General features: G+C 73.5%; 23 protein-coding genes and 1 tRNA gene. 14 read left to right on the plus strand and 10 right to left on the minus strand.

All coding sequences use genetic code 11. From position 1 onward, the window contains the following. Positions 1-429: 429 nt before the first annotated feature. The 3 genes from ACZ4UX_RS01590 to ACZ4UX_RS01600 all read right to left on the minus strand — a co-directional run bounded on the left by ACZ4UX_RS01590 (position 430) and on the right by ACZ4UX_RS01600 (position 2,311). A tRNA-Pro gene (locus ACZ4UX_RS01590) sits at positions 430-503 on the minus strand. A 100-nt stretch (positions 504-603) separates the two neighbouring features. Beyond that, complete coding sequence (locus ACZ4UX_RS01595; RefSeq protein ID WP_465704849.1) at positions 604-1,545, minus strand: metallophosphoesterase; 942 nt, start codon at positions 1,543-1,545, stop codon at positions 604-606. A 133-nt stretch (positions 1,546-1,678) separates the two neighbouring features. Continuing rightward, a complete protein-coding gene (locus tag ACZ4UX_RS01600) occupies positions 1,679-2,311 on the minus strand; it encodes a CGNR zinc finger domain-containing protein (protein ID WP_465704851.1) in 633 nt (210 codons plus the stop codon). 129 nt (positions 2,312-2,440) lie between these two features. Here ACZ4UX_RS01600 and ACZ4UX_RS01605 point away from each other — a divergent pair, with 129 nt between their 5' ends. After that, the gene (locus ACZ4UX_RS01605; RefSeq protein ID WP_329488535.1) at positions 2,441-2,896 is read left to right on the plus strand and encodes a GatB/YqeY domain-containing protein; all 456 of its coding nucleotides are present in this window, start codon (positions 2,441-2,443) and stop codon (positions 2,894-2,896) included. A gap of 180 nt (positions 2,897-3,076) precedes the next feature. Here the strand turns inward: ACZ4UX_RS01605 and ACZ4UX_RS01610 are convergent, their stop codons facing one another. Next, positions 3,077-5,329 carry a transglycosylase domain-containing protein gene (locus tag ACZ4UX_RS01610; protein WP_359804118.1) on the minus strand — a complete coding sequence of 751 codons (2,253 nt, stop codon included), beginning with the start codon at positions 5,327-5,329 and terminating at the stop codon, positions 3,077-3,079. A gap of 522 nt (positions 5,330-5,851) precedes the next feature. Between ACZ4UX_RS01610 and ACZ4UX_RS01615 the strand changes: the two genes are divergently transcribed. Then, a complete protein-coding gene (locus ACZ4UX_RS01615) occupies positions 5,852-6,175 on the plus strand; it encodes a WhiB family transcriptional regulator (protein WP_033333275.1) in 324 nt (107 codons plus the stop codon). A 219-nt stretch (positions 6,176-6,394) separates the two neighbouring features. Here the strand turns inward: ACZ4UX_RS01615 and bagB are convergent, their stop codons facing one another. Both bagB and bagA read right to left on the minus strand, forming a co-directional pair. Then, the gene (bagB, locus tag ACZ4UX_RS01620; protein WP_329492159.1) at positions 6,395-7,522 is read right to left on the minus strand and encodes an ATPase BagB; all 1,128 of its coding nucleotides are present in this window, start codon (positions 7,520-7,522) and stop codon (positions 6,395-6,397) included. Between the two features lie 137 nt (positions 7,523-7,659). After that, entirely contained in the window at positions 7,660-8,742 is a 1,083-nt protein-coding gene (bagA, locus tag ACZ4UX_RS01625; RefSeq protein ID WP_359804119.1) for an ATPase BagA, read from the minus strand. A gap of 209 nt (positions 8,743-8,951) precedes the next feature. Between bagA and ACZ4UX_RS01630 the strand changes: the two genes are divergently transcribed. From ACZ4UX_RS01630 to ACZ4UX_RS01650, 5 genes are all read left to right on the plus strand, one after another. After that, positions 8,952-9,110: a DUF4177 domain-containing protein gene (locus ACZ4UX_RS01630; protein ID WP_094743074.1), complete on the plus strand. Its 159-nt coding sequence runs from the start codon at positions 8,952-8,954 to the stop codon at positions 9,108-9,110. Beyond that, entirely contained in the window at positions 9,107-9,571 is a 465-nt protein-coding gene (locus ACZ4UX_RS01635) for a RidA family protein (protein WP_329488529.1), read from the plus strand. The genes ACZ4UX_RS01630 and ACZ4UX_RS01635 overlap by 4 nt, the downstream gene beginning before the upstream one ends. 63 nt (positions 9,572-9,634) lie before the next feature. Continuing rightward, entirely contained in the window at positions 9,635-10,501 is an 867-nt protein-coding gene (locus ACZ4UX_RS01640) for an NUDIX hydrolase (RefSeq protein WP_465704853.1), read from the plus strand. 124 nt (positions 10,502-10,625) lie between these two features. Beyond that, positions 10,626-10,817: a hypothetical protein gene (locus ACZ4UX_RS01645; protein ID WP_380382441.1), complete on the plus strand. Its 192-nt coding sequence runs from the start codon at positions 10,626-10,628 to the stop codon at positions 10,815-10,817. Next, positions 10,814-11,635, plus strand: coding sequence for an MBL fold metallo-hydrolase (locus ACZ4UX_RS01650; RefSeq protein WP_352291070.1), 822 nt, complete (start codon positions 10,814-10,816; stop codon positions 11,633-11,635). Before ACZ4UX_RS01645 ends, ACZ4UX_RS01650 begins: the two co-directional genes overlap by 4 nt. Before the next feature lie 138 nt (positions 11,636-11,773). Here ACZ4UX_RS01650 and ACZ4UX_RS01655 read toward each other — a convergent pair whose 3' ends face one another. After that, a complete protein-coding gene (locus ACZ4UX_RS01655) occupies positions 11,774-12,448 on the minus strand; it encodes a Crp/Fnr family transcriptional regulator (protein ID WP_030392646.1) in 675 nt (224 codons plus the stop codon). Positions 12,449-12,910: 462 nt separating this feature from the next. On the opposite strand from ACZ4UX_RS01655, the gene ACZ4UX_RS01660 reads away from it, so the two are divergent. Further along, entirely contained in the window at positions 12,911-13,768 is an 858-nt protein-coding gene (locus ACZ4UX_RS01660; RefSeq protein ID WP_465704856.1) for an isocitrate lyase/PEP mutase family protein, read from the plus strand. Positions 13,769-13,870: 102 nt separating this feature from the next. Here the strand turns inward: ACZ4UX_RS01660 and ACZ4UX_RS01665 are convergent, their stop codons facing one another. After that, positions 13,871-14,536 carry a TetR/AcrR family transcriptional regulator gene (locus ACZ4UX_RS01665; RefSeq protein WP_465704858.1) on the minus strand — a complete coding sequence of 222 codons (666 nt, stop codon included), beginning with the start codon at positions 14,534-14,536 and terminating at the stop codon, positions 13,871-13,873. Positions 14,537-14,625: 89 nt separating this feature from the next. Here ACZ4UX_RS01665 and ACZ4UX_RS01670 point away from each other — a divergent pair, with 89 nt between their 5' ends. The 6 genes from ACZ4UX_RS01670 to ACZ4UX_RS01695 all read left to right on the plus strand — a co-directional run bounded on the left by ACZ4UX_RS01670 (position 14,626) and on the right by ACZ4UX_RS01695 (position 20,868). Next, a complete protein-coding gene (locus ACZ4UX_RS01670; protein WP_465704860.1) occupies positions 14,626-15,567 on the plus strand; it encodes a beta-ketoacyl-ACP synthase III in 942 nt (313 codons plus the stop codon). Positions 15,568-15,643: 76 nt separating this feature from the next. After that, positions 15,644-16,927 (plus strand): MFS transporter, encoded by a 1,284-nt coding sequence (locus ACZ4UX_RS01675; RefSeq protein ID WP_465704862.1) that lies wholly within the window; start codon positions 15,644-15,646, stop codon positions 16,925-16,927. Between the two features lie 123 nt (positions 16,928-17,050). Beyond that, positions 17,051-17,923, plus strand: coding sequence for an endonuclease III (nth, locus tag ACZ4UX_RS01680; protein ID WP_465704864.1), 873 nt, complete (start codon positions 17,051-17,053; stop codon positions 17,921-17,923). Beyond that, on the plus strand, positions 17,920-18,690 hold the full coding sequence (locus ACZ4UX_RS01685; RefSeq protein WP_380382452.1) for an NUDIX hydrolase: 771 nt from the start codon (positions 17,920-17,922) through the stop codon (positions 18,688-18,690). Before nth ends, ACZ4UX_RS01685 begins: the two co-directional genes overlap by 4 nt. 46 nt (positions 18,691-18,736) lie before the next feature. Then, on the plus strand, positions 18,737-19,921 hold the full coding sequence (locus ACZ4UX_RS01690) for a MarP family serine protease (RefSeq protein ID WP_465704866.1): 1,185 nt from the start codon (positions 18,737-18,739) through the stop codon (positions 19,919-19,921). Positions 19,922-20,166: 245 nt separating this feature from the next. Then, complete coding sequence (locus ACZ4UX_RS01695; RefSeq protein WP_352291062.1) at positions 20,167-20,868, plus strand: metal-dependent hydrolase; 702 nt, start codon at positions 20,167-20,169, stop codon at positions 20,866-20,868. Positions 20,869-21,004: 136 nt separating this feature from the next. Here the strand turns inward: ACZ4UX_RS01695 and ACZ4UX_RS01700 are convergent, their stop codons facing one another. Together ACZ4UX_RS01700 and ACZ4UX_RS01705 are read right to left on the minus strand one after the other, a co-directional pair. Further along, complete coding sequence (locus ACZ4UX_RS01700) at positions 21,005-21,214, minus strand: hypothetical protein (protein WP_329488515.1); 210 nt, start codon at positions 21,212-21,214, stop codon at positions 21,005-21,007. Between the two features lie 131 nt (positions 21,215-21,345). Then, complete coding sequence (locus tag ACZ4UX_RS01705; RefSeq protein WP_465704868.1) at positions 21,346-22,410, minus strand: alpha/beta fold hydrolase; 1,065 nt, start codon at positions 22,408-22,410, stop codon at positions 21,346-21,348. Between the last annotated feature and the right edge of the window lie 246 nt (positions 22,411-22,656).

Raw genomic sequence — 22,656 nt, forward strand, 5'->3', positions numbered from 1 at the left:
TGCCGCAGTCCCGGGAGCCATCCCCACCGTCTCGGAGCCTGTATCGGGCTGTGATCAGTGACCGCTCCGGGCGAGGTCTCTGCAATCAGATCGTCAATGCGTGCAGGCCGAGGCCGGCGACCCTGATGTGTCGACGCGTCCAGGAGTAGTGGGTGGGCAGGGCTGGGATGATCTCGCTCTCAGCGACAGGGGAGCTGGTGTCCTGAGCTGTGCCACGGCTTCGTGCTTCTGTCCCAGGCATCAGCGGCAGTCACTCCGACGCAGCCCGCAATGAGGAGTTCCACCAGGGGGTCAGGCCGAGAGGTGATCCAGATCACGGATGATTCTCGTCGAAGCAAGATGCTGAGGATCAGTCACGCAGCTAGTCATGCACAACGAGGAAGGGCCCTACCGGATCTCTCCGGTAGGGCCCTTCCTCGTACTACTGGGTCGGGGTGGCGGGATTTGAACCCACGGCCTCTTCGTCCCGAACGAAGCGCGCTACCAAGCTGCGCCACACCCCGGTCCTGCGGTTTGTTGCTCCGTCTCCTTCGCAACGAGTAGAACTCTACCGGACGCTTGCCGAGAGACGAAATCCGATTCCCAGGGGGGCTCCGCCGCAGGTCAGCCGGAGGGGGTGAGGGTGAGGAGGGTGGCCTCGGGCGGGCAGGCGAAGCGGACGGGGGTGTAGCGGTTGGTGCCGCAGCCGGCCGAGACGTGGAGGAAGGCGCGGCGGCCGCCGGCCTGGTGGGTGGAGAGGCCCTTGACCCGCTTGGAGTCGATGTCGCAGTTGGTGACCAGGGCGCCGTAGAAGGGGACGCAGAGCTGGCCGCCGTGGGTGTGGCCGGCCAGGATCAGCGGGTAGCGGTCGGCGGTGAAGGCGTCCAGGACGCGCAGGTAGGGCGCGTGCACGATGCCCAGCGAGAGGTCGGCGTCGGCGGACGGGCCGCCGGTGACCTCGCTGTAGCGGTCGCGGCGGATGTGCGGGTCGTCCAGGCCGGTGAACTCGAGGTCGAGGCCGCCGATGTTCAGTCGGCCGCGGGTGTTGGTGAGGTCGAGCCAGCCGGCCGCGTCGAAGCCGTCGCGCAGCTTCTCCCACGGGTTGTGCACGGCGCCGGTGATGCCGCGCCGCGCGGTGCCGTCGGGGTTGTTCATCCCGTGGGCGCCGCTGCGCATCGCCTGGAGGTAGCGGGCCGGGTTCTTGCGGGCCGGGCCGTAGTAGTCGTTCGAGCCGAAGACGTAGACCCCGGGGAAGTCCATCAGTGGCCCGAGCGCGTCGAGCGTGGCGGGGACGCCGAGCGGGTCGGAGAGGTTGTCGCCGGTGTTGACCACCAGGTCGGGCCGGAGTCCGGCGAGGCTCTGCAGCCAGCGCTGCTTCTTGCCCTGGCCGCTCACCATGTGGATGTCCGAGACCTGCAGTACCCGGAGGGGGCGGGCGCCCTTGGGCAGGACGGGGACCTCGACCCGGCGGAGCCGGAAGGAACGGACCTCGTACCCGGCGGAGTAGGCGAGGCAGGCGGCGCCGGTGGCGGCGATTCCGAGGGGGACGGAGTACAGCGGTCGCATCGCTCCATGCTCTCAGACGGTGGATCAGCCGGTGAACGTCCGGTGGGCCGGGGAGGACACGCCGCTGTGCTCCGAATGCCCGTGCCGGCACCTGCGCCGGACCGTGCCGCCGCCCCGGTCGGCCCCTGGCCGGTCAGGCCGATCCGGTGGCGGGGTCCGTCCGCTCGGCCTCGTCGCGTCGGGCCCGGAGGGCGCGGACCTTGTGCAGGTTGCCGCAGTGCTCCATCGAGCACCAGCGCCGCCGGCCGGGCCGCGAGGTGTCGACGAAGATCAGGCGGCAGTTGTGGCCGCCGCACTCCCGGACCCGGTCCGCGTAGGGGCCGGTGAGCAGGGTGATGGCGTCACGGGCGAGGGCGGAGAGGACCTGGTCGCCGTCGGCCGGCAGCGGGGCGGCGGCCGCGCCGTCCGGGCCGATCTGCGGGACGAGCGGCGGGTGGGCGGCGGCGCGGTTGAGTACGGCGTAGTCCGCCCCGGCCCCCGCCTTCCCGTGTGCCCGGGCCGCCGCGAGGCGCCAGAGCGCGTCCCGCAGGGTCCGGGTGGCGGTCAGCTGCCCCACGTCGACGCGGACGCCCTCCTCGGGGAGTTCCAGTCGGGACAGCTCCAGCCATCGGGTGAGGTCCTCGGGGTGGTGCAGCACCTCGTACCGGGCGTAGTCGCCGGGGCCACCGGTGGTGAGGAGCTCCAGGCAGAGCGCGCCGGGGTCGAAGTGGTAGCGCGCACCTCCGGGAGTGTGCAGCACCAGTCCGGTCGCCCGTTCGTCAGTCATGTAACCACTATAAAAAGTTACCGGATGGTGCGAAGCACCTCCCGCGACCGCGGCCCGTGCGCGCTCCACCGCCGATGCGCCGGCGTTAATGGCGGGCAGCCGATCGCCGCAGGTGGGAGACTCTGGGCCATGACCACGCTCAAGGAGCAGTTGCACCAGGACCTCACGGCCGCGATCCGGGACCGGGACGAGCTGCGCTCGGCCACCATCCGGCTGACGCTCTCCGCCATCACCAGCGAGGAGGTGGCCGGCAAGGAGAAGCGGGAGCTCTCGGACGCCGAGGTGCTGAAGGTGCTGGCTCGCGAGGCGAAGAAGCGCCGGGAGGCGGCCGAGGCGTTCGACGCCGCAGACCGGACGGAGCAGGCCGCGCGGGAGCGGGCCGAGGGGGAGTTGCTGGCGGGGTACCTGCCCAAGCAGCTGTCCGACGAGGAGCTGACGGCGATCGTGGCCGCCGCCGTCGCGGAGAGCGGCGCGACCGGCCCGCAGGGCATGGGCGCCGTGATGAAGCTGGTGAAGCCGAAGGTGGACGGCCTGGCCGAGGGCGGCCGCGTCGCCGCCGCGGTCAAGGCCGCGCTCACCGGCTGACGGCCTCGACCGCCCGACCGACCGGCCAGTCGGGCGGGCGGGCGCCGGCGACATGGCGCACGCGCCGCGCGAAGACGCCGCCCCACCACCCGCACGAACAAGAGGGGCGCCCTCCGAGCGATCTGCTCGGAGGGCGCCCCTCTCGGTGTCCCAGGCTGTCGGCCGGTCGGTGCGGGTCGGTCAGTGCCGGCCGCCGTTCCCGTTCCCGTTGCCATTGCCGTTCCCGCCGCCGATGATCCCCGGCGGGAAGGTGAAGCCGCCGCCGATCATCCCGCCGGCGTTGGTGGCGCCGCCGGGGTTGCCGCCCGGCTGGCCGCCGGGGTTCCCGCCCGGGGTGCCGCCACCGGCCGCGGCGGCGTCGCCCGCCGGCGGCGTGGCCGGCGCGGTCGCGTTCGGGTCGGGCTTGGGCGCCGGGTCCGGGATGTTGATGGTCTGGATCTGGTCCTTCGGCGAGCCCTTGAGCGCCTGGTTCATCGCCAGCTGCCAGATCGGGCCGGGGCCGTCGGCGCCGAAGACCTCGGGGAAATACTTGCCGCCGATGGTGATGTTCTTCATCTTCACGCCACCGGCCGGGCCGCCGAGCCAGACCGAGGTGGCGAGGGACGGGGTGTAGCCGCTGAACCAGGCGGCCTTCTTCTCGTCGGTGGTACCGGTCTTGCCGGCGATCTGCCGGCCGTCCTCCAGACCGAGGGCGGCCGCGGTGCCCTTCTCGGTCACGTTGAGCAGGACGGTGTTGAGGGCGTCCGCGGTCTGCTCGGAGAAGGCCTGGCTGCAGGTGGACTGCGGGACCTTGACGTCCTTGCCGTCGACCGTGCTGATCTTGTTGATCGCGATCGGGGTGCAGTACTTGCCGCGCGCGGCGAAGGTCGCGTAGACGTTCGCCATGGTCAGCGGCGAGAGCTCCTGGGTGCCGAGGACCATCGAGGGCACCTCCTGGAACGCGTCGCCCTTCGCGGACTGGGTGATCCCGAGCTTGTTGGCCATCTGCTTCATCGCGCAGAGGCCGACCTGCTGCTCCATCTGCACGAAGTAGGTGTTCACCGACAGCGCCATGGCCTGCTTGAGCTCGTACGGGCCGACCTCGGAGGTGGACTCGTTCTTCACCGTCGCCTTGGGCTTGTCGGTGTTCTTCCAGGTGCCCGCGCAGGTGGACATCGACGGGTAGTCGATCTTGTTCTCGGACGGGAACGGCTGGGTGGGGGACATCCCCGACTCCAGCGCGGCCGCGGCCAGGATCGGCTTGAAGGTCGATCCGGTCTGGAAGCCGTTGCCGCCGCCCATCGCCGCGTCGACGTTGAGGTTGACGACGGTCTGGTTCTTGTTCGGGTCCAGGCCGTAGGGGCGGGTCTGGGCCATCGCAAGGATCTTGCCGCTGCCCGGCTCCATCATGGTCGCGGCGGCCGACACCGAGTCGGTGACCTTGACCTTGGAGGTCACCGCGTTCTGGGCGGCGGCCTGCTTGTCCGGGTCCAGGGTGGTGTAGATGTTCAGTCCGCCCTGGTCCCAGAACTTCTTCCGGTCCGCGACGCTCTTGCCGAACGCCGGGTCCTGCTTGACCACGTGCCGGACGTAGTCGCAGAAGAAGCCCATGCCCGCCTGGGCGGTGATGCAGCCGTTCTGCGGGTCCTTGTACTTCAGACCCAGCGGCGCGGCCTTGGCCTCCTTGGCCTGGTCCGCGGTGATGTGCTTGTTCTCGACCATCTTGTCGAGCACCACGTTCCGGCGCTTCACCGTGTTCTCGGGGTAGCGCACCGGGTCGTACTGCGACGGGTTCTGCACCATGCCGGCCAGCGTGGCGGCCTCGGCGACGGTGAGGTCCTTGTTGTTCTTGCTGAAGTAGCGCTGGGCCGCGGCCTCGACCCCGTAGGCCTGGTGGCCGTAGAAGGTGATGTTGAGGTAGTTGGTGAGGATCTGGTCCTTGGTCAGGTCCTCCTCCAACTTGATCGCGACCTTCAGCTCCTGGACCTTGCGCCCGAGCGTCTTGCGCTGCGCGTCGAGGACGGCGGCCTGGTCGTCGCCGGCCTTCTCCACGTTGACGTTCTTCACGTACTGCTGGGTCAGCGTCGAGGCGCCCTGGGAGGCGGTGCCGCTCTCCGCGTTCTTGCTGACCGCGCGCAGCACGCCCTTGAGGTCGACGGCGCCGTGCTCGTAGAAGCGCGCGTCCTCGATGTCGACCTGCGCCTGGCGCATGTAGGGGGACATCTGGTCCGCCGTGAGCACCGTGCGGTCGCGCTCGTAGACCTTGGCGATCAGCCCGCCCTTGGCGTCGAAGATCTGCGTGGCCTGCGTCAGCGGCGGGGTCTTGAAGTCGTCGGGGATGTCGTCGAAGCTCTCCGCCGTGCTCTTGGCGGTCAGCCCGAGCGCGCCGACGGCGGGCAGGGCCATGCCGGCCAGCAGTACTCCGGAGAGCACGCTGACCCCCAGGAACTTCACTCCGTGTCCCGCGAAGTCGAGCGGTGACCCGCGGCGCCGGCCGCTCGGAGCTCCGGGGTTGCCTGGGGGCTGGGGTGCCTGGGGGCGCTTCGGTGCCATGGGGAGAACCCTACGTCGCCGAATCCCGTACATAGGGGCAGGTGTTCGCCTAGGCTTGTCACAAGCTTGCGACAGCTTCGGTGCGTCAACGTCACTCACTCTTGTGAGTGATGAGGATTGCCCGAATTGCCCCTCTCTGGCCGGTTTTTGAGGCAGCTGTTGGCAGCTGTCCACCCTCTTTTGGTGGCTCTCCGTAACGGCTCGCGTGGCGAGAGTTCCCCCGGGTTTCTTGGCAAGGCTTGCGACCTGCGATCACTCCAACGAGTGAGCTGACCGATACCCATAGTCCGATCGGGTCATTCGAGATTGAGCCCGAAGGGGCTGTTGCAAGCTGTCGTTCTTCCGTAACGTCCTCAACTGGCAACGGTGAATATGCCGTTGCCGCCGTGGGGGAGCCTCGATTCGGGAGAGGACGGCGCCGGCATGGGCTGGGTAGACGACTGGAGTGCGCAGGCCGCCTGCCGCACTAGTGATCCGGACGAACTGTTCGTCCAGGGGGCGGCGCAGAACCGCGCCAAGGCGGTGTGCAGCGGGTGCCCCGTTCGCACGGAGTGCCTGGCGGACGCACTGGACAACCGGGTGGAGTTCGGGGTCTGGGGCGGGATGACGGAGCGCGAGCGGCGGGCGCTGCTGCGCCGGCGGCCGACCGTGATGTCGTGGCGGCGGCTGCTGGAGACGGCCCGCACCGAGTACGAGGAGTCCCTCGCCACCGGTGTGATACTGACGGACTACGCCCAGGCGGGCTGAGCAACCTATCCGGTGCTGAGCGACCTATTCGGCGCTGAGCGGCCGGCACGGTGCTGAGAGGCCCGCACGGCCGGGTACGGCGCCGGCGCCCCACGCGGGCCGGCAGGTCACGGAGCCGACGGGCGCGACAGCCACCCGACGGCGGTTCACGAGCTGGACGGCAACGGTCCGGGAGCGACGCCACGGGGGAGCGGCGTCGCGGGGGCCGGTGCCGGAGCGCTACACGGCGCCGCTGAGGCGGTCGCCGATCGCGCGCAGCCCGTCCAGGTCGTGCACGTCCCCGGGCAGCGCGGCGACCTCGACGATCGGCACGTCCGGGTAGACCGAGACGAAGCGGTCACGGGTGCGGCGCTCCCGCGACATGATCTGCATCCGCTCGGCGTGCAGCCGCAGCAGTCCGGCCGCGAGCAGCTCCGCCTCGGGTGACGTGTGCTCCGAGCCGTTCTCCTCCAGGGCCTCGGCCGCCGCCAGCGCACGTTCGGCGGTGAGCTGCGGGGCGCCCGTGCGGTGCACCCGGTTGAGGACCAGCCCGGCCAGCGGCATCCGGTCGGCGGCCAGCCGGTCGACGAAGTAGGCCGCCTCGCGCAGCGCGTCCCGCTCCGGCGCGGCCACCACCAGGAACGCCGTCCCCGGCGCCTTGAGCAGCTGGTACGTCCGGTCGGCGCGCTCGCGGAAGCCGCCGAACATCGAGTCCATCGCACTGACGAAGGTCTGTACGTCGGTCAGCAGCTGGGCACCGAAGATCTTGCCCAGGGTGCCGGTGAGCAGGCCCATCCCGACGTTGAGGAACTTCATCGCGCTGCGCCCGCCGACCTTGGCCGGGGCGGTCAGGATCCGGATCACCTTGCCGTCGAGGAAGGACCCGAGCCGGTTCGGCGCGTCCAGGAAGTCCAGCGCGGAGCGGGACGGCGGGGTGTCGACGATGATGAGGTCCCACTCCTCGGCAGCGCGGAGCTGGCCGAGCTTCTCCATCGCCATGTACTCCTGCGTACCCGCGAAGCCGGCCGACAGGGACTGGTAGAACGGGTTCTCCATGATCGCCCGGGCCCGCTCGGGCTCGGCGTGGGCCAGCACGACCTCGTCGAAGGTCCGCTTCATGTCGAGCATCATGGCCTGGAGTTCGCCCTCGCCCGTGACGCCCTTGACGACGCGGGGGGTGTTGTCCAGCTCGGTCAGGCCCATCGACTGGGCCAGCCGGCGGGCCGGGTCGATGGTCAGCACGACGACCTTGCGGCCGCGCTCGGCCGCCCGCAGTCCGAGCGCCGCGGCGGTGGTGGTCTTGCCGACGCCGCCCGAGCCGCAGCAGACGATGATCCTGGTCCCCGGGTCGTCGATCAGCCGGTCCATGTCGAGGTGGCTGCCCCGCTCGGTGCCGGTGTCCTGCCCGCTGCCCGCGCCCTGCTTGTCACCCACGCCCTGCCCGTCCTGCCCACCGTTCCCGCTCGCACCGCCGCTCGCACTCCCGTTCCCGCTCGCACTCCCGCTCACGCCGCCCCCTGACGCTTCAGTTCGCCCGCCAGCCGGTACAGCCCGGCGAGGTCCACACCCTCGCCCAGCAGCGGGAGTTCGTAGCTCGGGAGCTTCAGCTGCTGCAGGTCGGCGCGCTGCTCGCGCTCCAGCTCCACCCGCTCGGCGTGCTCCCGGGCCTGTTCCAGCAGCGGGTCGAGCAGCGGGTCGACCGCCGCCCGGACGGTGTCCGGCTTGCGCGAGCGCCCGCCGAGGCCCGCCTCGCCGAGGGCCAGCGCGACCTCCTCGCGGTGGTCCCCGTCCACCGCGGCCACGGCCGCCGCGTCCAGCACCGGCGGCCGGACCATGTTCACCATCACCCCGCCGACCGGGAGGCCGGCCTCGCGCAGCTCGGTGAAGCCGTCGACGGTCTCCTGCACCGGCATCTCCTCCAGCAGGGTGACCAGGTGCACCGCGGTCTCCGGCGACTTCAGCACCCGCATCACGGCCTGCGCCTGGGTGTGGATCGGCCCGAACCGGGCCAGCCCGGCGACCTCGGAGTTCACGTTCAGGAACCGGGTGAGCCGGCCGGTCGGCGGCGCGTCCATCACCACCGCGTCGTACGTGCGGCGCCCGTCCGGTGCCTTGCGCCGGGCCGCCTCGCACGCCTTGCCGGTGAGCAGCACGTCCCGGACGCCGGGGGCGACGGTGGTGGCGAAGTCGACGAAGCCGACCTTCTGGAGCGCCTTCCCGGCCCGTCCGAGCTTGTAGAACATGTCGAGGTACTCCAGCAGCGCCTGCTCGGTGTCGATGGCCAGCGCGTACACCTCGCCGCTGCCGGACCCGGCGCCGCCCCTGCCGGGCAGCCCCAGCTGGGCGCGCGTGACGGACGCGATCCGGCGTTCCTCGTACGGCAGTGCGGCGATCCCGAACAGTTCGGCGATCCCCTGCCGGCCCTCCACTTCGATCAGCAGCGTCCGCCGCCCCTCGGCCGCGAGGGCCAGCGCCAACGCCGCGGCGAGGCTGGTCTTCCCGGTGCCGCCCTTGCCGCTGACCACGTGCAGCCGGACGCCCTCCCAGTCGGGATCACGCCGGGCCGCCTGGCCGGGGGTGCGTGCCACGCTCCGTCTCCGTCCGTCTCCGAGGGCCGAGGGGCCGTTCCGAGGGCCGCCACCGCGCAGGTGCCCTCCCGCGAGGGTAACCAGGGACCGCGCCGGATGCCGGGAGCATCGGGGAGGCCGGGCCTGAATCATGCCCGGATTGTGGGCCACCTCACACGCCGGTCCGCAGGCCGCCCCGTTCGCCCCCGCCGCTCGTCTAGAGTCTGGCCATGACCAAGTGGGAATACATGACGGCGCCCCTGCTCGTGCACGCCACCAAGCAGATCCTGGACAACTTCGGCGAGGACGGCTGGGAGCTCGTCCAGGTCGTGCCCGGCCCGAACCCGGAGCAGCTGGTGGCCTACTTCAAGCGGGAGAAGAACGCATGAGCAAGGTCGAGGAGAAGCTCGCCGAGCTCGGTCTGACCCTGCCGCCGGTGGCCGCGCCGGTCGCCGCCTACGTGCCGGCCCTGCGCTCGGGCGAGTTCGTCTTCACCTCCGGCCAGCTGCCGATGGTGGGCGGCAAGCTGCCGACCACCGGCAAGGTCGGCGCCGAGGTCACCCCGGAGGAGGCCAAGGAACTCGCGCAGATCTGCGCGCTCAACGCGCTGGCCGCGGTGAAGTCGGTGGTCGGTGACCTGGACCTGATCGAGCGGGTCGTGAAGGTGGTCGGCTTCGTCGCCTCCGCCGCCGACTTCACCGGCCAGCCCGGCGTCATCAACGGCGCCAGCGAGCTGCTCGGCCAGGTGCTCGGCGAGGCCGGTGTGCACGCCCGCAGCGCGGTCGGCGTCACCGTCCTGCCGCTGGACGCCCCGGTCGAGGTCGAGCTGCAGGTCCGGGTCAAGGCCTGAGACCGATCACGAGGGTGGGGTCGGCCCTGTCCAACCCCGCCCTCGTGCGCTTAGCATCCGGGCATGGACCAGCGAGCAACGACGCTCCCGATGCCGCCCGGCTGGCCTGCCCGGATCCGGGCGGTCGAGTCCGGCGAGGTGATCCCGCCGGAGCCCCGGCCCTCCGCCACCGTGGTGCTGCTGAGGGACACGGCGACCGGGCCGGAGGCCTATCTGCTGCGCAGGCGCAGCTCGATGGCGTTCGCGGCGGGCATGTACGCCTATCCGGGTGGCGGAGTGGACCCGCGCGACGCCGAGGCCGAGCTCGGCTGGGCCGGGCCCGGCCCGCAGGAGTGGGCCGGGCGGCTCGGTGTGGACGCCCGGACCGCGCAGGCGGTGGTCTGCGCCGCCGTCCGCGAGACGTTCGAGGAGGCTGGCGTCCTGCTGGCCGGCCCGGACGCCGACAGCACCGCCGAACCCCGGGACTGGAGCGCGGAGCGCGCCGCCCTGGAGGCCCACGAGCTCTCCTTCGCCGACTTCCTCCGTGAGCACGGCCTGCTGCTCCGCAGCGACCTGCTGGCCGGCTGGGCCCGCTGGGTCACCCCGGCGTTCGAGGAGCGCCGGTACGACACCTGGTTCTTCGTCGCGGCCCTGCCGCCCGGTCAGCGGGCCGCGCTGGAGGTCGGCGAGGCCGACCGGGTCGCCTGGCTCTCTCCGGCCGAGGCCGTCCGGGGCCACGAGGACGGCGTGTTCGGGATGCTGCCGCCCACCGTGACCGTGCTGCGGGAGCTGCTGCCGGTGCGCAGCACCGCGCAGGCGCTGGAGGCCGCGGCGGGGCGTTCGCTGCGCCCGATCCTCGGCACCGCCGAGGTCCGGGGGGATCGAATGACGGTTCGATGGTCGGGGTATGAAGAGCTCACCATCGATGGAGACTTTCCCGAAGACCGCTGATGTCCCGGCCTCGGGGCGCCCGGCACCCGGACGCCGGATCCCGGCCCCCGAACCTACGAGCCGATGAACCGATGAACTGATACATCCGATGAACCGACACCGCCCGAGGAAGGATCGACGCCCGATGACCCACAACGACGTGGCTCGCCGGACGGCGCGCGCGATGCCCGCCCGCAGCCTGACCCCCCGCCCGCTCGCCTGCGAGGGCGCAGTCGTAGACGGCATACCGGGGCTGCGCGCCCTCGTCCGGGCACTGCCCGGACGCGTGCTCGACCGGACCTGCGAGGGCGGCCGACTCGGCGGGAGCGGCCGGTGAGCGGAATCCTCCCGGGTGACCCCGCCGCCGGCATCGGCGGCGAGGCCACCCCCCGGGCAGTCTGCGTGCTGGCGCCCAACCCGTCGCCGATGACGCTGGACGGCACCAACACCTGGCTGCTCTCCGAGCCCGGCTCGGACCTCGCGGTGGTCGTCGACCCGGGCCCGCTGCACGAGGGGCACCTGCGCCGGGTGATCGACACCGTCGAGCAGCAGGGCAAGCGCGTCGCGCTCACCCTGCTCACCCACGGCCACGCCGACCACTCCGAGGGCGCCGCGCGGTTCGCCGAGCTGACCGGTACCGACGTCCGCGCCCTGGACCCGGCGTACCGGCTCGGCTCCGAGGGCCTGACGCACGGCCAGCGGCTGGAGGTCGGCGGCCTCGACCTGCGGGTGGTCGCCACCCCCGGGCACACCTCGGACTCGCTGACCTTCCACCTGCCGGCCGACGGCGCGGTCCTCACCGGCGACACCGTCCTCGGCCGGGGCACCACGATGGTGGCCCACCCCGACGGCAGGCTCGGCGACTACCTGGACTCGCTGCGCCACCTGCAGAATATGGCGACCGAGCACGGCGTGCGCACGGTGCTGCCCGGCCACGGGCCGGTGCTCGCGGACGCGCTCGGCGCCGTCGAGTACTACCTGGCGCACCGGGCCGGGCGGCTCGCCCAGGTGGAGACCGCGGTCGAGGCCGGCTGCCGGACGGCGGACGAGGTGGTGGCCCGGGTCTACGCGGACGTGGACCGCGCGCTCTGGCCCGCGGCCGAGCTGTCGGTCCGGGCCCAGCTCCAGTACCTGGAGGACCACGGGCTGATCTGACCGCCGGCCGGGCCGACCGCCCGGAGCCGCACCGGACACGCGCGAGGGCCCGTCCACCGCATCGGTGGACGGGCCCTCGTCGTCGGTGGGACCGACGGCGCGCCGGGCGGGCCGGAGCGGAGGCTCCGGCCGGCCGGGTCAGCGCGAGCGGCGGGAGAGCCGCTCGACGTCCATCAGGACCACGGCGCGGGCCTCCAGCTTCAGCCAGCCGCGGCCGGCGAAGTCGGCGAGCGCCTTGTTGACCGTCTCGCGGGAGGCGCCGACCAGCTGGGCCAGCTCCTCCTGGGTGAGGTCGTGGGCGACGTGGATGCCCTCGTCGGACTGCACGCCGAAGCGGCGCGAGAGGTCCAGCAGGGCCTTGGCGACGCGCCCGGGCACGTCGGAGAAGACCAGGTCGGACATCACGTCGTTGGTCCGGCGCAGCCGGCGGGCGATGGCGCGCAGGAGTGCGATCGAGACCTCGGGGCGGGCGTGCAGCCAGGGCTGGAGGTCGCCGTGGCCGAGGCCCAGCAGCTTGACCTCGGTCAGCGCGCTCGCGGTGGCGGTGCGCGGGCCCGGGTCGAAGAGCGACAGCTCGCCGATCATCTCGCTGGGGCCGAGGACGGCGAGCATGTTCTCGCGGCCGTCCGGCGAGGCGCGGTGCAGCTTGACCTTGCCCTCGGCGACGACGTACAGCCGGTCGCCCGGGTCGCCCTCGTGGAACAGCGACTCACCGCGGGCGAGGGTCACCTCGGTCATGGAAGCGCGCAGCTCGCCGGCCTGTTCGTCGTCGAGTGCCGCGAAGAGTGCGGCGCGCCGCAGAACGTCGTCCACGTGCTTCCTCCTTCTCGGCCGCCCGGCGATCAAGCCGGTCGGCGCAAGTTCCGTACAGTGCTCTGCATCACCAAGCATGGCGCATGTCGCTCCGATCATATGAGGAGGGGGTGCGCCGAGGTGTGCTGCGCGGGGCCATTCGTACCGCCGGAGCGGCCTGCGGGCGGCTCCGGCGGGCGCGTGGAGCGGCGTGGCGGGCGGTGCCGGCGACGCGTGCGGCCGGTGTCCGGGGCCGGCGCGGTGTTCTCGCGGTGTTCGCAGGTCGGCCAGGGCGCGCGCGGTCCGGTGCGCGGGGGCGCCCGGGACGGGGCGCCGAGGATTATCAGGGGATCGGGGCGGTCGAGGGCCGCCAGGATTCGGCTCCGGCTTAATCAGTGGAGCGCGGGCGGCTGGGGGCGCAGGATCCGGTCCTGACGAGTCCATGAGTCCACGAGTCCACGGCCCGAAAGACGGTGACCCCGTATGTCCGCCTCCCAGTCCACCGGCACCACCACCCCCGAGCTTCGCGAGCGGGCCCTGCGGCTGCGGGCGCTCGTGGCCGACGGGGTGCTCGTCCTGCCGAACGCCTGGGACGCCGGCAGCGCCGCCGTGATCGCCTCCGCCGGGGCCGCGGCGATCGCCACCACCAGCGGCGGCGTCTCCTGGTCGCTCGGTCGCGGCGACGGCCAGCAGCTCGGCCGGGCGGACATGGCCGAGGCCGCCCGCCGGATCGCCTCCGTCGTCGACCTGCCGGTCACGGTCGACGCCGAGGGCGGCTACGGGGCGGCCCCCGCCGAGGTGGCCGAAACCGTGCGGGCGCTGGTCGGGGCCGGCGCGGCCGGGATCAACCTGGAGGACTCGGCGGCGGCCGGCGGCCCGCTCTTCCCGGTGGCCGAGCAGGCCGCGCGGCTGGCCGCCGCCCGGTCGGCGGCCGCGGCGGCGGGCCTGCCCGAGCTGCTGGTCAACGCCCGGACGGACGTCTTCCTGTTCGGGATCGGCCCGGAGGAGGGCCGGCTGGACGAGGTGCTGGTGCGCGTGGCGGCGTACGCGCGGGCGGGTGCGGACGGCCTCTTCGTCCCCGGCCTGCTGGACCTCGACGTGCTGGCCCGGCTCTGCGCCGCGTCCCCGCTGCCGGTGAACGCGATGACGGGGCCGGGCGGGCCGACGGTCGCCGAGCTCGCCGCCACCGGCGTCCGGCGGATCAGCGTCGGCACCGGGCTGGCCGAGGCCGCGTACAGCGCCGCCCACCGCGCCGCCGCCGAACTGCTCGGCACGGGCGCCGTGACCGGGGCGCCCGGCGCGCTGGGCTACGGGGAGCTGGACGCGCTGTACCGGCGCTGACCGGCAGGAGCTCACCGGCACGCACAGGGGAGGTGCCGGTGGCCCGGGCCGGGCGGCCTCAGTGGTCGTCCGGCTCCGGGAGCGGGGCCAGCTCGGGCGGCCTCAGTGGTCGTCCGGCTCCGGGAGCGGGGCCAGCTCGGGCGGCCCGTCGACCGCGGCGGGCAGCCCGAGCAGGCGCCGCATCGCCCGCCGGGTGCGGGCGGGCGCGGCCGCGTCCCGGTAGAGCCGGCGGGCGTGGTTGAGCGCCAGGACCTGCCCGGTCAGTTCGAAGACCACCTGCTCGGCGTCCGGCTCGGCGGGCAGCTGACCGGCGGCGATCGCCAGCTCGGTCTGCCGGCGCAGCTCGCGCTGCCAGACGGCGTTCCGGGCGGCCACCGCCGACCGGACCGGCCCGCGCTCCCGGTCGTCGAACTCGGAGGTCACGGCGGTGAAGAAGCACCCGCCGGGCAGCAGGTCGCGCTCCAGGTAGGAGACCCAGGCCTCGCACTGGACGAGCAGCCGCGGCAGCCCGGGCTCCGCGCCGGCGGCCGCCGCGCGCTGCACCACCTCGCGGACGAACAGGGCGACGGCCTCGTCGACCACGGCGAGCTGCAGGGTCTCCTTGGTGCCGAAGTGGCCGAGGACGCCGGACTTGCTCATCGACAGGTCGGTGGCGAGCCGGCCGATGGTCAGCCCCTCCAGGCCCTCGACCGAGGCGAGGTCCAGCCCCCGGCGCAGGATCGCGGTGCGGGTCCGGCGGGCGTCGGCGACGGATCTTCTCGGGCTCACCGGCCCAGTGTAGCCAGCCTCGGGCCTTTAGAGTCCGACCGTTCGGACGCTATAGTCCCGGCGTGACACCCCCTCACGGAGGAGCAGACATGTCGGGATCCCGGATCGCGGCCCTGGGCCACCACCAGCCCGCCCGAGTCCTCACCAACGACGACCTCGCCCAACTGGTCGACACCAGCGACGCATGGATCCGGCAGCGCACCGGCATCGTCACCCGGCGCATCGCCGACACGGAGTCCGTCACCGACCTCGCCTCCGCCGCCGCCGGCAAGGCCCTCGCCTCGGCGGGCCTGGCGCCGGAGGAGATCGACATGGTGGTGGTCGCCACCTGCTCGGCCAGGGACCGCTGCCCGAGCATCGCCACCCAGGTCGCCGGCCGGCTGGGCATCCCCTCGGCCGTCGGCTTCGACGTCAACAACGGCTGCGCGGGCTTCTGCACCGCGCTGGCCACCGCCGACCACGCCGTCCGGGCCGGGGCCGCCCGGCACGCCCTGGTGATCGGCGCCGAGCGGATGAGCGACGTCACCGACTGGACGGACCGCTCCAGCTGCGTCCTGCTCGGCGACGGCGCCGGTGCGGCGGTCCTCAGCCACGATCCGGCCGGTCGGGGCGTCGGGCCGGTGGTCTGGGGCTCAGACCCGACCCGGGGCCACGCCGTCCGGCTGGACGACGGCTGGCAGCCGAAGTTCCGTCAGGAGGGCCAGACCGTCTACCGCTGGGCCACCACCGCGCTGGCCCCGATCGCCGAGGAGGCCTGCCGACGGGCCGGGATCACCCCCGCGGACCTCGGCGCGGTGGTCACCCACCAGGCCAACCTGCGCATCATCGAGGCGGTGGTGGACCGGCTCGGCGTGCCCGGCGCGGTGGTCGCCCGCGACGTCGTCGAGTCCGGCCACACCTCGGCCGCCTCCGTCCCGCTCGCGCTGTCCAAGCTGGTCGAGCGCGGCGAGGTGCCCGCGGGCACCCCCACCCTGCTGCTCGGTTTCGGCGGCGGCCTCTCCTGGGCCGGCCAGGTCGTCGGCTGCCCCTGACCGCGGTGGTGGCGGCCGTCCGGAGCGGCCGATACGGATCTTACGAACGGGCCGGTTCGGGCCTACGGTCCGTCATATGACCTCGACGGCACCCTCCCGGACCGCGCCCGGCACCCGCCCCCGGCTGGTCACCCGGCCGCTGCTGCTGCGCTTCGTGTCGATCCTCGGCGCTTCGACCGGGTTCAACCTGCTGCTCTCCGTCGTCCCGCTCTACGCCGAGGAGTCCACCGGGGGCGGCAACGCGGCCGGGCTCGCGACCGGCGCGCTGATGCTGACGACCGTCCTGGGCGAACTGGCCACACCCCGGCTGGTGGTCCGCTTCGGCTACCGCTCGGTGCTGGCGGTCGGCCTGCTGCTGCTCGGGGCGCCCGCGCTGGTGCTGACCGCCGTCGACGGCGGCCTCGTCTGGATCACGGCGGTCTGCCTGGTGCGCGGGCTGGGCTTCGCCTTCACCATCGTCGCCGGCGGCGCGCTGACGGCGGCCCTGATCCCGGCCGAGCGGCGCGGCGAGGGGCTGGCGCTGGTCGGCGTGGTCTCGGGCGTGCCCTCGCTGCTGGGCCTGCCGCTGGGCGTCTGGCTGGCGGCCCACGTGGGCTACACCCCGGTGGCGGTGACCGCCGGCGCCGTGGCGCTGGCCGCGATCGCCGCCGTCCCCGGGCTGCCGGACCGCGAACCGTCCGCCGAGCCGGCGGTGGGGGTGGTGGCCGGCTTCCGGTCGGCCGGGCTGCGCCGCCCGACCGTGGTCTTCGGCGCCACCGCGCTGGCCGCCGGGATCATCGTGACCTTCCTGCCGCTGGCCGTCCCGGCCGGGTCCGCGGGCCTCGCCGCGGTGGCCCTGTTCGTCCAGCCGGCCTCGGCGACGGCGGCCCGCTGGGCGGCGGGCCGGTACGGCGACCGGCACGGACCGGAGCGGCTCGTGCTGCCCGCGCTGCTGCTCTGCGCGGCGGGCACCCTGCTGATCGCGCTGACCGGCAGCGCGGTCGCCGTGGTCGCCGGCGCGGCGGTGTTCGGCATCGGCTTCGGCGCGGCCCAGAACGCCACCCTGACCCTGATGTACGCGAGGGTCTCCAAGGCCGGCTTCGGCGCCGTCACGGCGTTGTGGAACGTCGCCTTCGACGCGGGGATGGGCGTCGGCGCGGTGGCCTTCGGCGTCGTCGCCGGTCCGCTGGGCTACCCGTCCGCCTTCGCCGTGACGGCCGTGGTGATGCTCGGCGCCCTCGCCCCCGCCCGTCGCGACCGCCACGCCGCACCGGCTGTGGCGGCCGTGGCGGCCGCACCCGCGGGGCCCGCGGTGCCTCCCGCGCCCACGGCGTCGCCGGCGCCGCGCACGCCGGCGGACCAGCCCTGCGGGCCGTCCTGACCGGCCGCCGCGCAGGGGGCGTCCGAACCGGCCGCGGCCCTGCGTCGAGGGCTGATCGTCCGCGGCCCCGCGTCGATGGCTGATCGCCCGCGGGGTCAGGGCTGTTCGGCGTAGCCTTCCTGCATGGCAGAGAGCAAGGTCCGGAAGGCCGCAGCCAAGCCGGCGGTGAAGGTGGCTGTGAAGCCGAGGAAGCCGGAGTCGCAGCTGGCGATGGTGCGGCGGGCCCGGAGGATCAACCGGGAACTGGCGGAGCTGTACCCCTACGCGCACCCCGAGCTGGACTTCGACAACCCGTTCGAGCTGCTGGTGGCCACCGTGCTGTCGGCGCAGACGACGGACCTGCGGGTGAACCAGACGACGCCCGCGCTGTTCGCGAAGTACCCGACGCCGGAGGACATGGCGGCGGCGGTGCCGGAGGAGCTGGAGGAGGTCATCCGGCCGACCGGGTTCTTCCGCAACAAGGCGAAGTCGCTGATCGGGCTCTCGATCGCGCTGCGGGACGAGTTCGGCGGCGAGGTCCCGGGCCGGCTGGCCGACCTGGTCACCCTCCCCGGCGTGGGGCGCAAGACGGCGAACGTGGTGCTCGGCAACGCGTTCGGCGTGCCCGGGATCACCGTGGACACCCACTTCGGGCGGCTGGCCCGGCGGTTCGGGTGGACGGCGGAGGAGGACCCGGTCAAGGTTGAGGCGGCCGTCGCGGAGATCTTCCCGAAGTCGGAGTGGACGATGCTCTCGCACCGGGTGGTCTTCCACGGGCGGCGAATCTGCCACTCCCAGAAGCCGGCCTGCGGGGCCTGCCCGATCGCGCCGCTCTGCCCCTCCTACGGGGAGGGCGAGACGGATCCGGAGAAGGCGAAGAAGCTGCTCAAGTACGAGATGGGCGGCCACCCCGGCCAGCGGCTGAGGCCGCCCGCGAACTACCCGGGCGAGGCGGCGGCACGGGCCGACGCCGTCGCTCACCAGGGCAAGGTCGCGGATCTGGCGGTGGCCGAGTGACGGCGCACGGCCACGACCGGGGGCCCGGGCAGGCCCTGCCGGGACGGATCGAGCGGGACGGCCTGCCGTCCTGGCTGGAGCCGGTCCGGGACGCCGCCGAGCGGGTGCTGCCCGAGCAGCTGAGCCGCTTCCTGCCGCCCGCCGAGGGCGGTCGCGCCGCGGCCGTCCTGATGCTCTTCGGCGAGGGCGGGACCGGCCCCGACGTGCTGCTGATCGAACGGGCCCGGTCGCTGCGCTCGCACGCCGGGCAGCCCTCCTTCCCCGGGGGCGCGCTGGACCCGGAGGACGGCGACCCCGAGGGCTCCGGCCCGGTCGTGGCGGCGCTGCGGGAGGCCTGGGAGGAGACCGGCCTGGACCCGTCCGGGGTGCAGGTCTTCGCCGCCCTGCCCGCCCTCTACATCCCGGTCAGCCGCTTCGTGGTCACCCCCGTGCTCGGCTGGTGGCGCGAGGAGTCACCGGTCCGTCCGGTGGACGCGGGCGAGACCGGCGCGGTGTTCCGGGTGCCGATCGCCGAGCTGACCGACCCTGCCAACCGGGTCCGGCTGCGCCACCCGTCCGGACACCTGGGGCCGGCCTTCGCGGTCGGCGGCCGGCTGGTCTGGGGCTTCACCGCCGGGGTGATCGACCGGGTGCTGCACCACAGCGGCCTGGAGCTGCCCTGGGACCAGACCCGGATCGTCGACCTCTCGGACGAGGCGCTGGCGCTGGTGCAGGGTGACCGCGACCGCTCCCGTGCGCTGCTGGGCGGCGACGCCAGGACGACGTGAACGCCCGACTGTGTGGCCCCGGCGCCCGCCGTGGGAGGGTGTCGGAGTGAACGTCCTGGATCTGCTGCTGATCGCCGCCGCCGTGGGATTCGCCGTGTCGGGCTACCGGCAGGGCTTCGTGGTCGGCGTGATGTCGGTCCTCGGCTTCCTCGGCGGCGGCCTGATCGCCGTCCAGCTGCTCCCGCTGCTGCTCGACCACCTCAGCCCCGGCACCACCGCCTCGGTGGTGGCCGTCGTGGTGGTCATCGTGCTGGCGGCGGTGGGCCAGGCGGTCACCACCCACTTCGGCTGGAAGCTGCGCGGCCACATCGACCGCCGGCCGGCGAAGGCGCTGGACGCCGCCGGTGGCGCGGTGGTCAACGTGATCTCGATGCTGCTGGTGGCCTGGCTGATCGGCTCGGCGCTCGCCGGCACCTCCCTGCCCACCGTCTCCAAGCAGGTCCGCACCTCGGCGATCCTCGGCGGCGTCCAGGACACGCTGCCCTCGGACGCGCCGAACTGGTTCTCCGACTTCTCCAAGGTGCTCGCCCGCAACGGCTTCCCGCAGGTCTTCAACCCCTTCGAGCACGAGCCGATCACCCAGGTCGACACCCCCGACCCGGCGCTGGCCGCCAGCCCGGCCGTGGCCAAGGCCAAGCAGAGCCTGGTCAAGGTGGTCGGCACCGCCACCGCCTGCAGCAAGACGCTGGAGGGCAGCGGCTTCGTGTTCGCGCCGCACCGGGTGATGACCAACGCCCACGTGGTCGGCGGGGTCGACGAGCCCACCGTGCAGATCGGCGGCGTCGGCCAGCTCTACGACGCCACCGTCGTCCGCTACGACTGGCAGCGCGACATCGCGATCCTGGACGTGCCGAAGCTGAACGCCCCCGTGCTCTCCTTCGCGGGCGAGGCGAAGACCAACGACAACGCGATCGTGGCCGGCTTCCCCGAGAACGGCGCCTTCAACGTCCAGCCGGCCCGTATCCGCGGCCGGATCCAGGCCAACGGCCCGGACATCTACCACCGCGGCCAGGTCGTCCGCGACGTCTACTCGGTGCGCTCGCTGGTCCGCCAGGGCAACAGCGGCGGCCCGCTGCTCACCCCGGACGGCCAGGTCTTCGGCGTGGTCTTCGCCAAGTCGCTGGACAGCGCGGACACCGGGTACGTGCTGACCGCGGCCGAGGTGCGCGAGGACGCCGAGAAGGGCAGCACCGCGGCGACCCGGGTGGACACCCAGGGCTGCGCGCTCTGACGCGGCCGGCCGTCGCCCTCGTGCCGGCCGGTCAGGACCTGCCCGCTGCGACCCGGCCGCGCGGACTCGGCCGGCCCGCCCCGCCCGACTTGGTCGACCCGCCCGATCCGACCTGGCTGTGGGCCACCGGTGGGTCCGATGTCCGCCGCGTTGTCGGCCCGGGCTGGTAGCGTCGGCCGCGCTCACCCGTTCGGCTCAACCGGGTGCCGTCCCGGGGTGGGCCGAGCGGAGGTCGGCGGCGTCCGATGATGGGTCACTCGCACGCGGTCAGCGGGGCGATGCTGTACGCGGCCTCGGCACCGTTCCTGCCGCCGCTGCTGCTCGACACCACCCTGCAGCCGGCGGACATCCTGATGGGCACGGTGCTCTGCGCCGGCGCCGCCCTGCTCCCGGACCTCGACCACCACGACGGGACGATCGCCAACTTCCTCGGCCCGGTCTCCCGGCTGCTCTGCCGCCTGGTGTCCTGGATCTCCGGCGGACACCGGCACGCCACCCACTCGCTGCTGTTCGTCGCGCTGATGGGGGGCGGTACCTGGGCCGGCGTCACCTACCTGGGCCGGAACTTCACCCTGGGCATGACGTTCTTCCTCCTGGCGCTCGCGATCCGCGCCCTGCGGCTGCACCCGCCGGGCGACGGCCCGACGGCGTGGATCACCATCATCGGCCTCGCCGCGCTGGGCACCGCCGGGATGAACAGCTGGATGCCGAACGCCCCCGGCTGGCTGCCGTACGCGGTGGCGCTGGGCGCGCTGGCGCACCTGCTGGGCGACTGCCTGACGAAGAAGGGCGCGCCGCTGCTCTGGCCGCACAAGGAGCGCTACGAGGTGGTGCTGATCAAGCGCAGCGGCAACAGCGTCGAGACGAAGGTGCTGGTGCCGATCATGTCGGTGGCGACCTTCGTGCTGCTCTGGTTCACCGCGGTGTCACCGACGTGGGTGAACTGACCCGGGCGGGCCGACCGCCGCGCCGGTCCGGTCGCTGAACCGGACCGGCCGCGGGGTCGCCGGTCGCTCGGACTGTCGGGTCGGGCCGGGCCGCGCCCGGCCCCGGTTCTCGTTCGCGCCGCCCCGGCGCGGAGGCTCAGCTCTCGCGCCGTAGCCGCGCGCCCACCCAGCGGGCGCGGCGGCCGAGGATGCGCGGGATGCCGAGCTGCCGCTGCGCCGTGCTCCGGCGGCGGTCGGTGCCGTCGTGACCCAGGTCGTCCGCCCAGTCGGGGCGGTGGCCGGACCTCTGCGAGCTGTTGTGGCGTCGGCTGCGCGGAGCGCTGCCGTGATCGGGCATCCAGGTCATACCGCAATGGATGCCCCTGGGTCGGCCGGGATAACCGCCCGGGATGTCGTCAACATGGCCTATGCGTTTGTCATATGAGCTCAATATCAACGGAGTTGGGCTCCGCTTCCGTGTCCGGATGCGGAGGGCTCTCAGTCCTTGTGGCGGCCGATCCAGTCCAGCAGCTCGGCGGTGAACTCCTCCGGCGCCTCCTCGTGCGGGAAGTGCCCGATCCCGGGCAGCAGCCGCCACCGGTACGGAGCGGCCACGTACTCGCCGCCGCCCAGCGCGGTGTGCGACAGCAGCACCGGGTCGGCGGCGCCCTGGACGTGCAGGGTGGGCGCGGTGATCGGCTTCTTCATCCGGCGGGCGAACTGGATGCCGTCCGGGCGGGCCATCGACCGCAGCAGCCAGCGGTACGGCTCGATCGAGCAGTGCGCGGTGCTGGGGATCTGGATCGCCTGCCGGTACGCGGCCACCGCCGTCCGGTCCAGCTGGTTCGGTCCCGTCCAGGCGTCCAGGTAGCGGCCCACCAGCGCGGCGTCGTCGGCGACCAGGCGGCGTTCCGGTATCCACGGCCGCTGGAAGCCCAGCACGTGCTCGAAGGCGGCCATCTGGCGGCGGTCCGTCAGCAGCGCCCGGCGGAGGTCCCGGGGGTGCGCGGCGGAGACCACGGTGAGGCTCTGGATCACCGACGGCCGCATCACCGCCGCCACCCAGGACAGCGTGCCGCCGGAGGCGTGGCCCACCAGGTGCGCCCGGCGCTCGCCGAGCGAGCGGATCACGCCGGTGATGTCCAGCGCGAGGTTGCCCGGGTCGTAACCGCGGGGGGTGCGGTCGCTGCCGCCGATGCCCCGCAGGTCCAGCGCGACGGCCCGGTAGCCGGCCTCGGCGAGCGCGGTCAGCTGGTGGCGCCAGGCCCACCAGTACTCGGGCCAGCCGTGCACCAGCAGGACCAGCGGGCCCTCGCCCAGCTCGGCGATGTGGAACCGGGCACCGTTGGCCGCCAGGTCGCGGTGCTTCCACGGACCCGCCTGCCGGACGTCCCAGGGCGCCGCGGGCACGGCCCCGGTGGAGCCGTCCTCGCCCGCCCCTGGCGCGTCGACGGCCTCCTCGGCGGCGTCCTGACCGTGGTCGACGCCGTCCTGACCGGGCGTGCGGTCGGGGCCGGAGCTGGCGGACGGCTGCGCGGGCACGGGCTTCTGGTCGAGCGGCATACCGAGAGCGTGTCACATCGGCGCGCCGGGTACGTGCTCGGCACTCGCTCCCGGGGCGTCCCGACCGCACCGGACGGGACCGGAGCGGACCGCACCGGACGGGGCGGGACCGGACGGGACCGCACTGGACGGGACCGGACGCGGGCCGGACACCGGGGGAGGGGGGGGGGGGGGGGGGGGGGGAGGGGGGGGGGGGGGGGTGGGGGGGGGGTGTGGGGGGGGGTCGAGGGGAGAGCTCATCTCTTC

The organism is Kitasatospora sp. NPDC028961 (genome assembly GCF_055564815.1).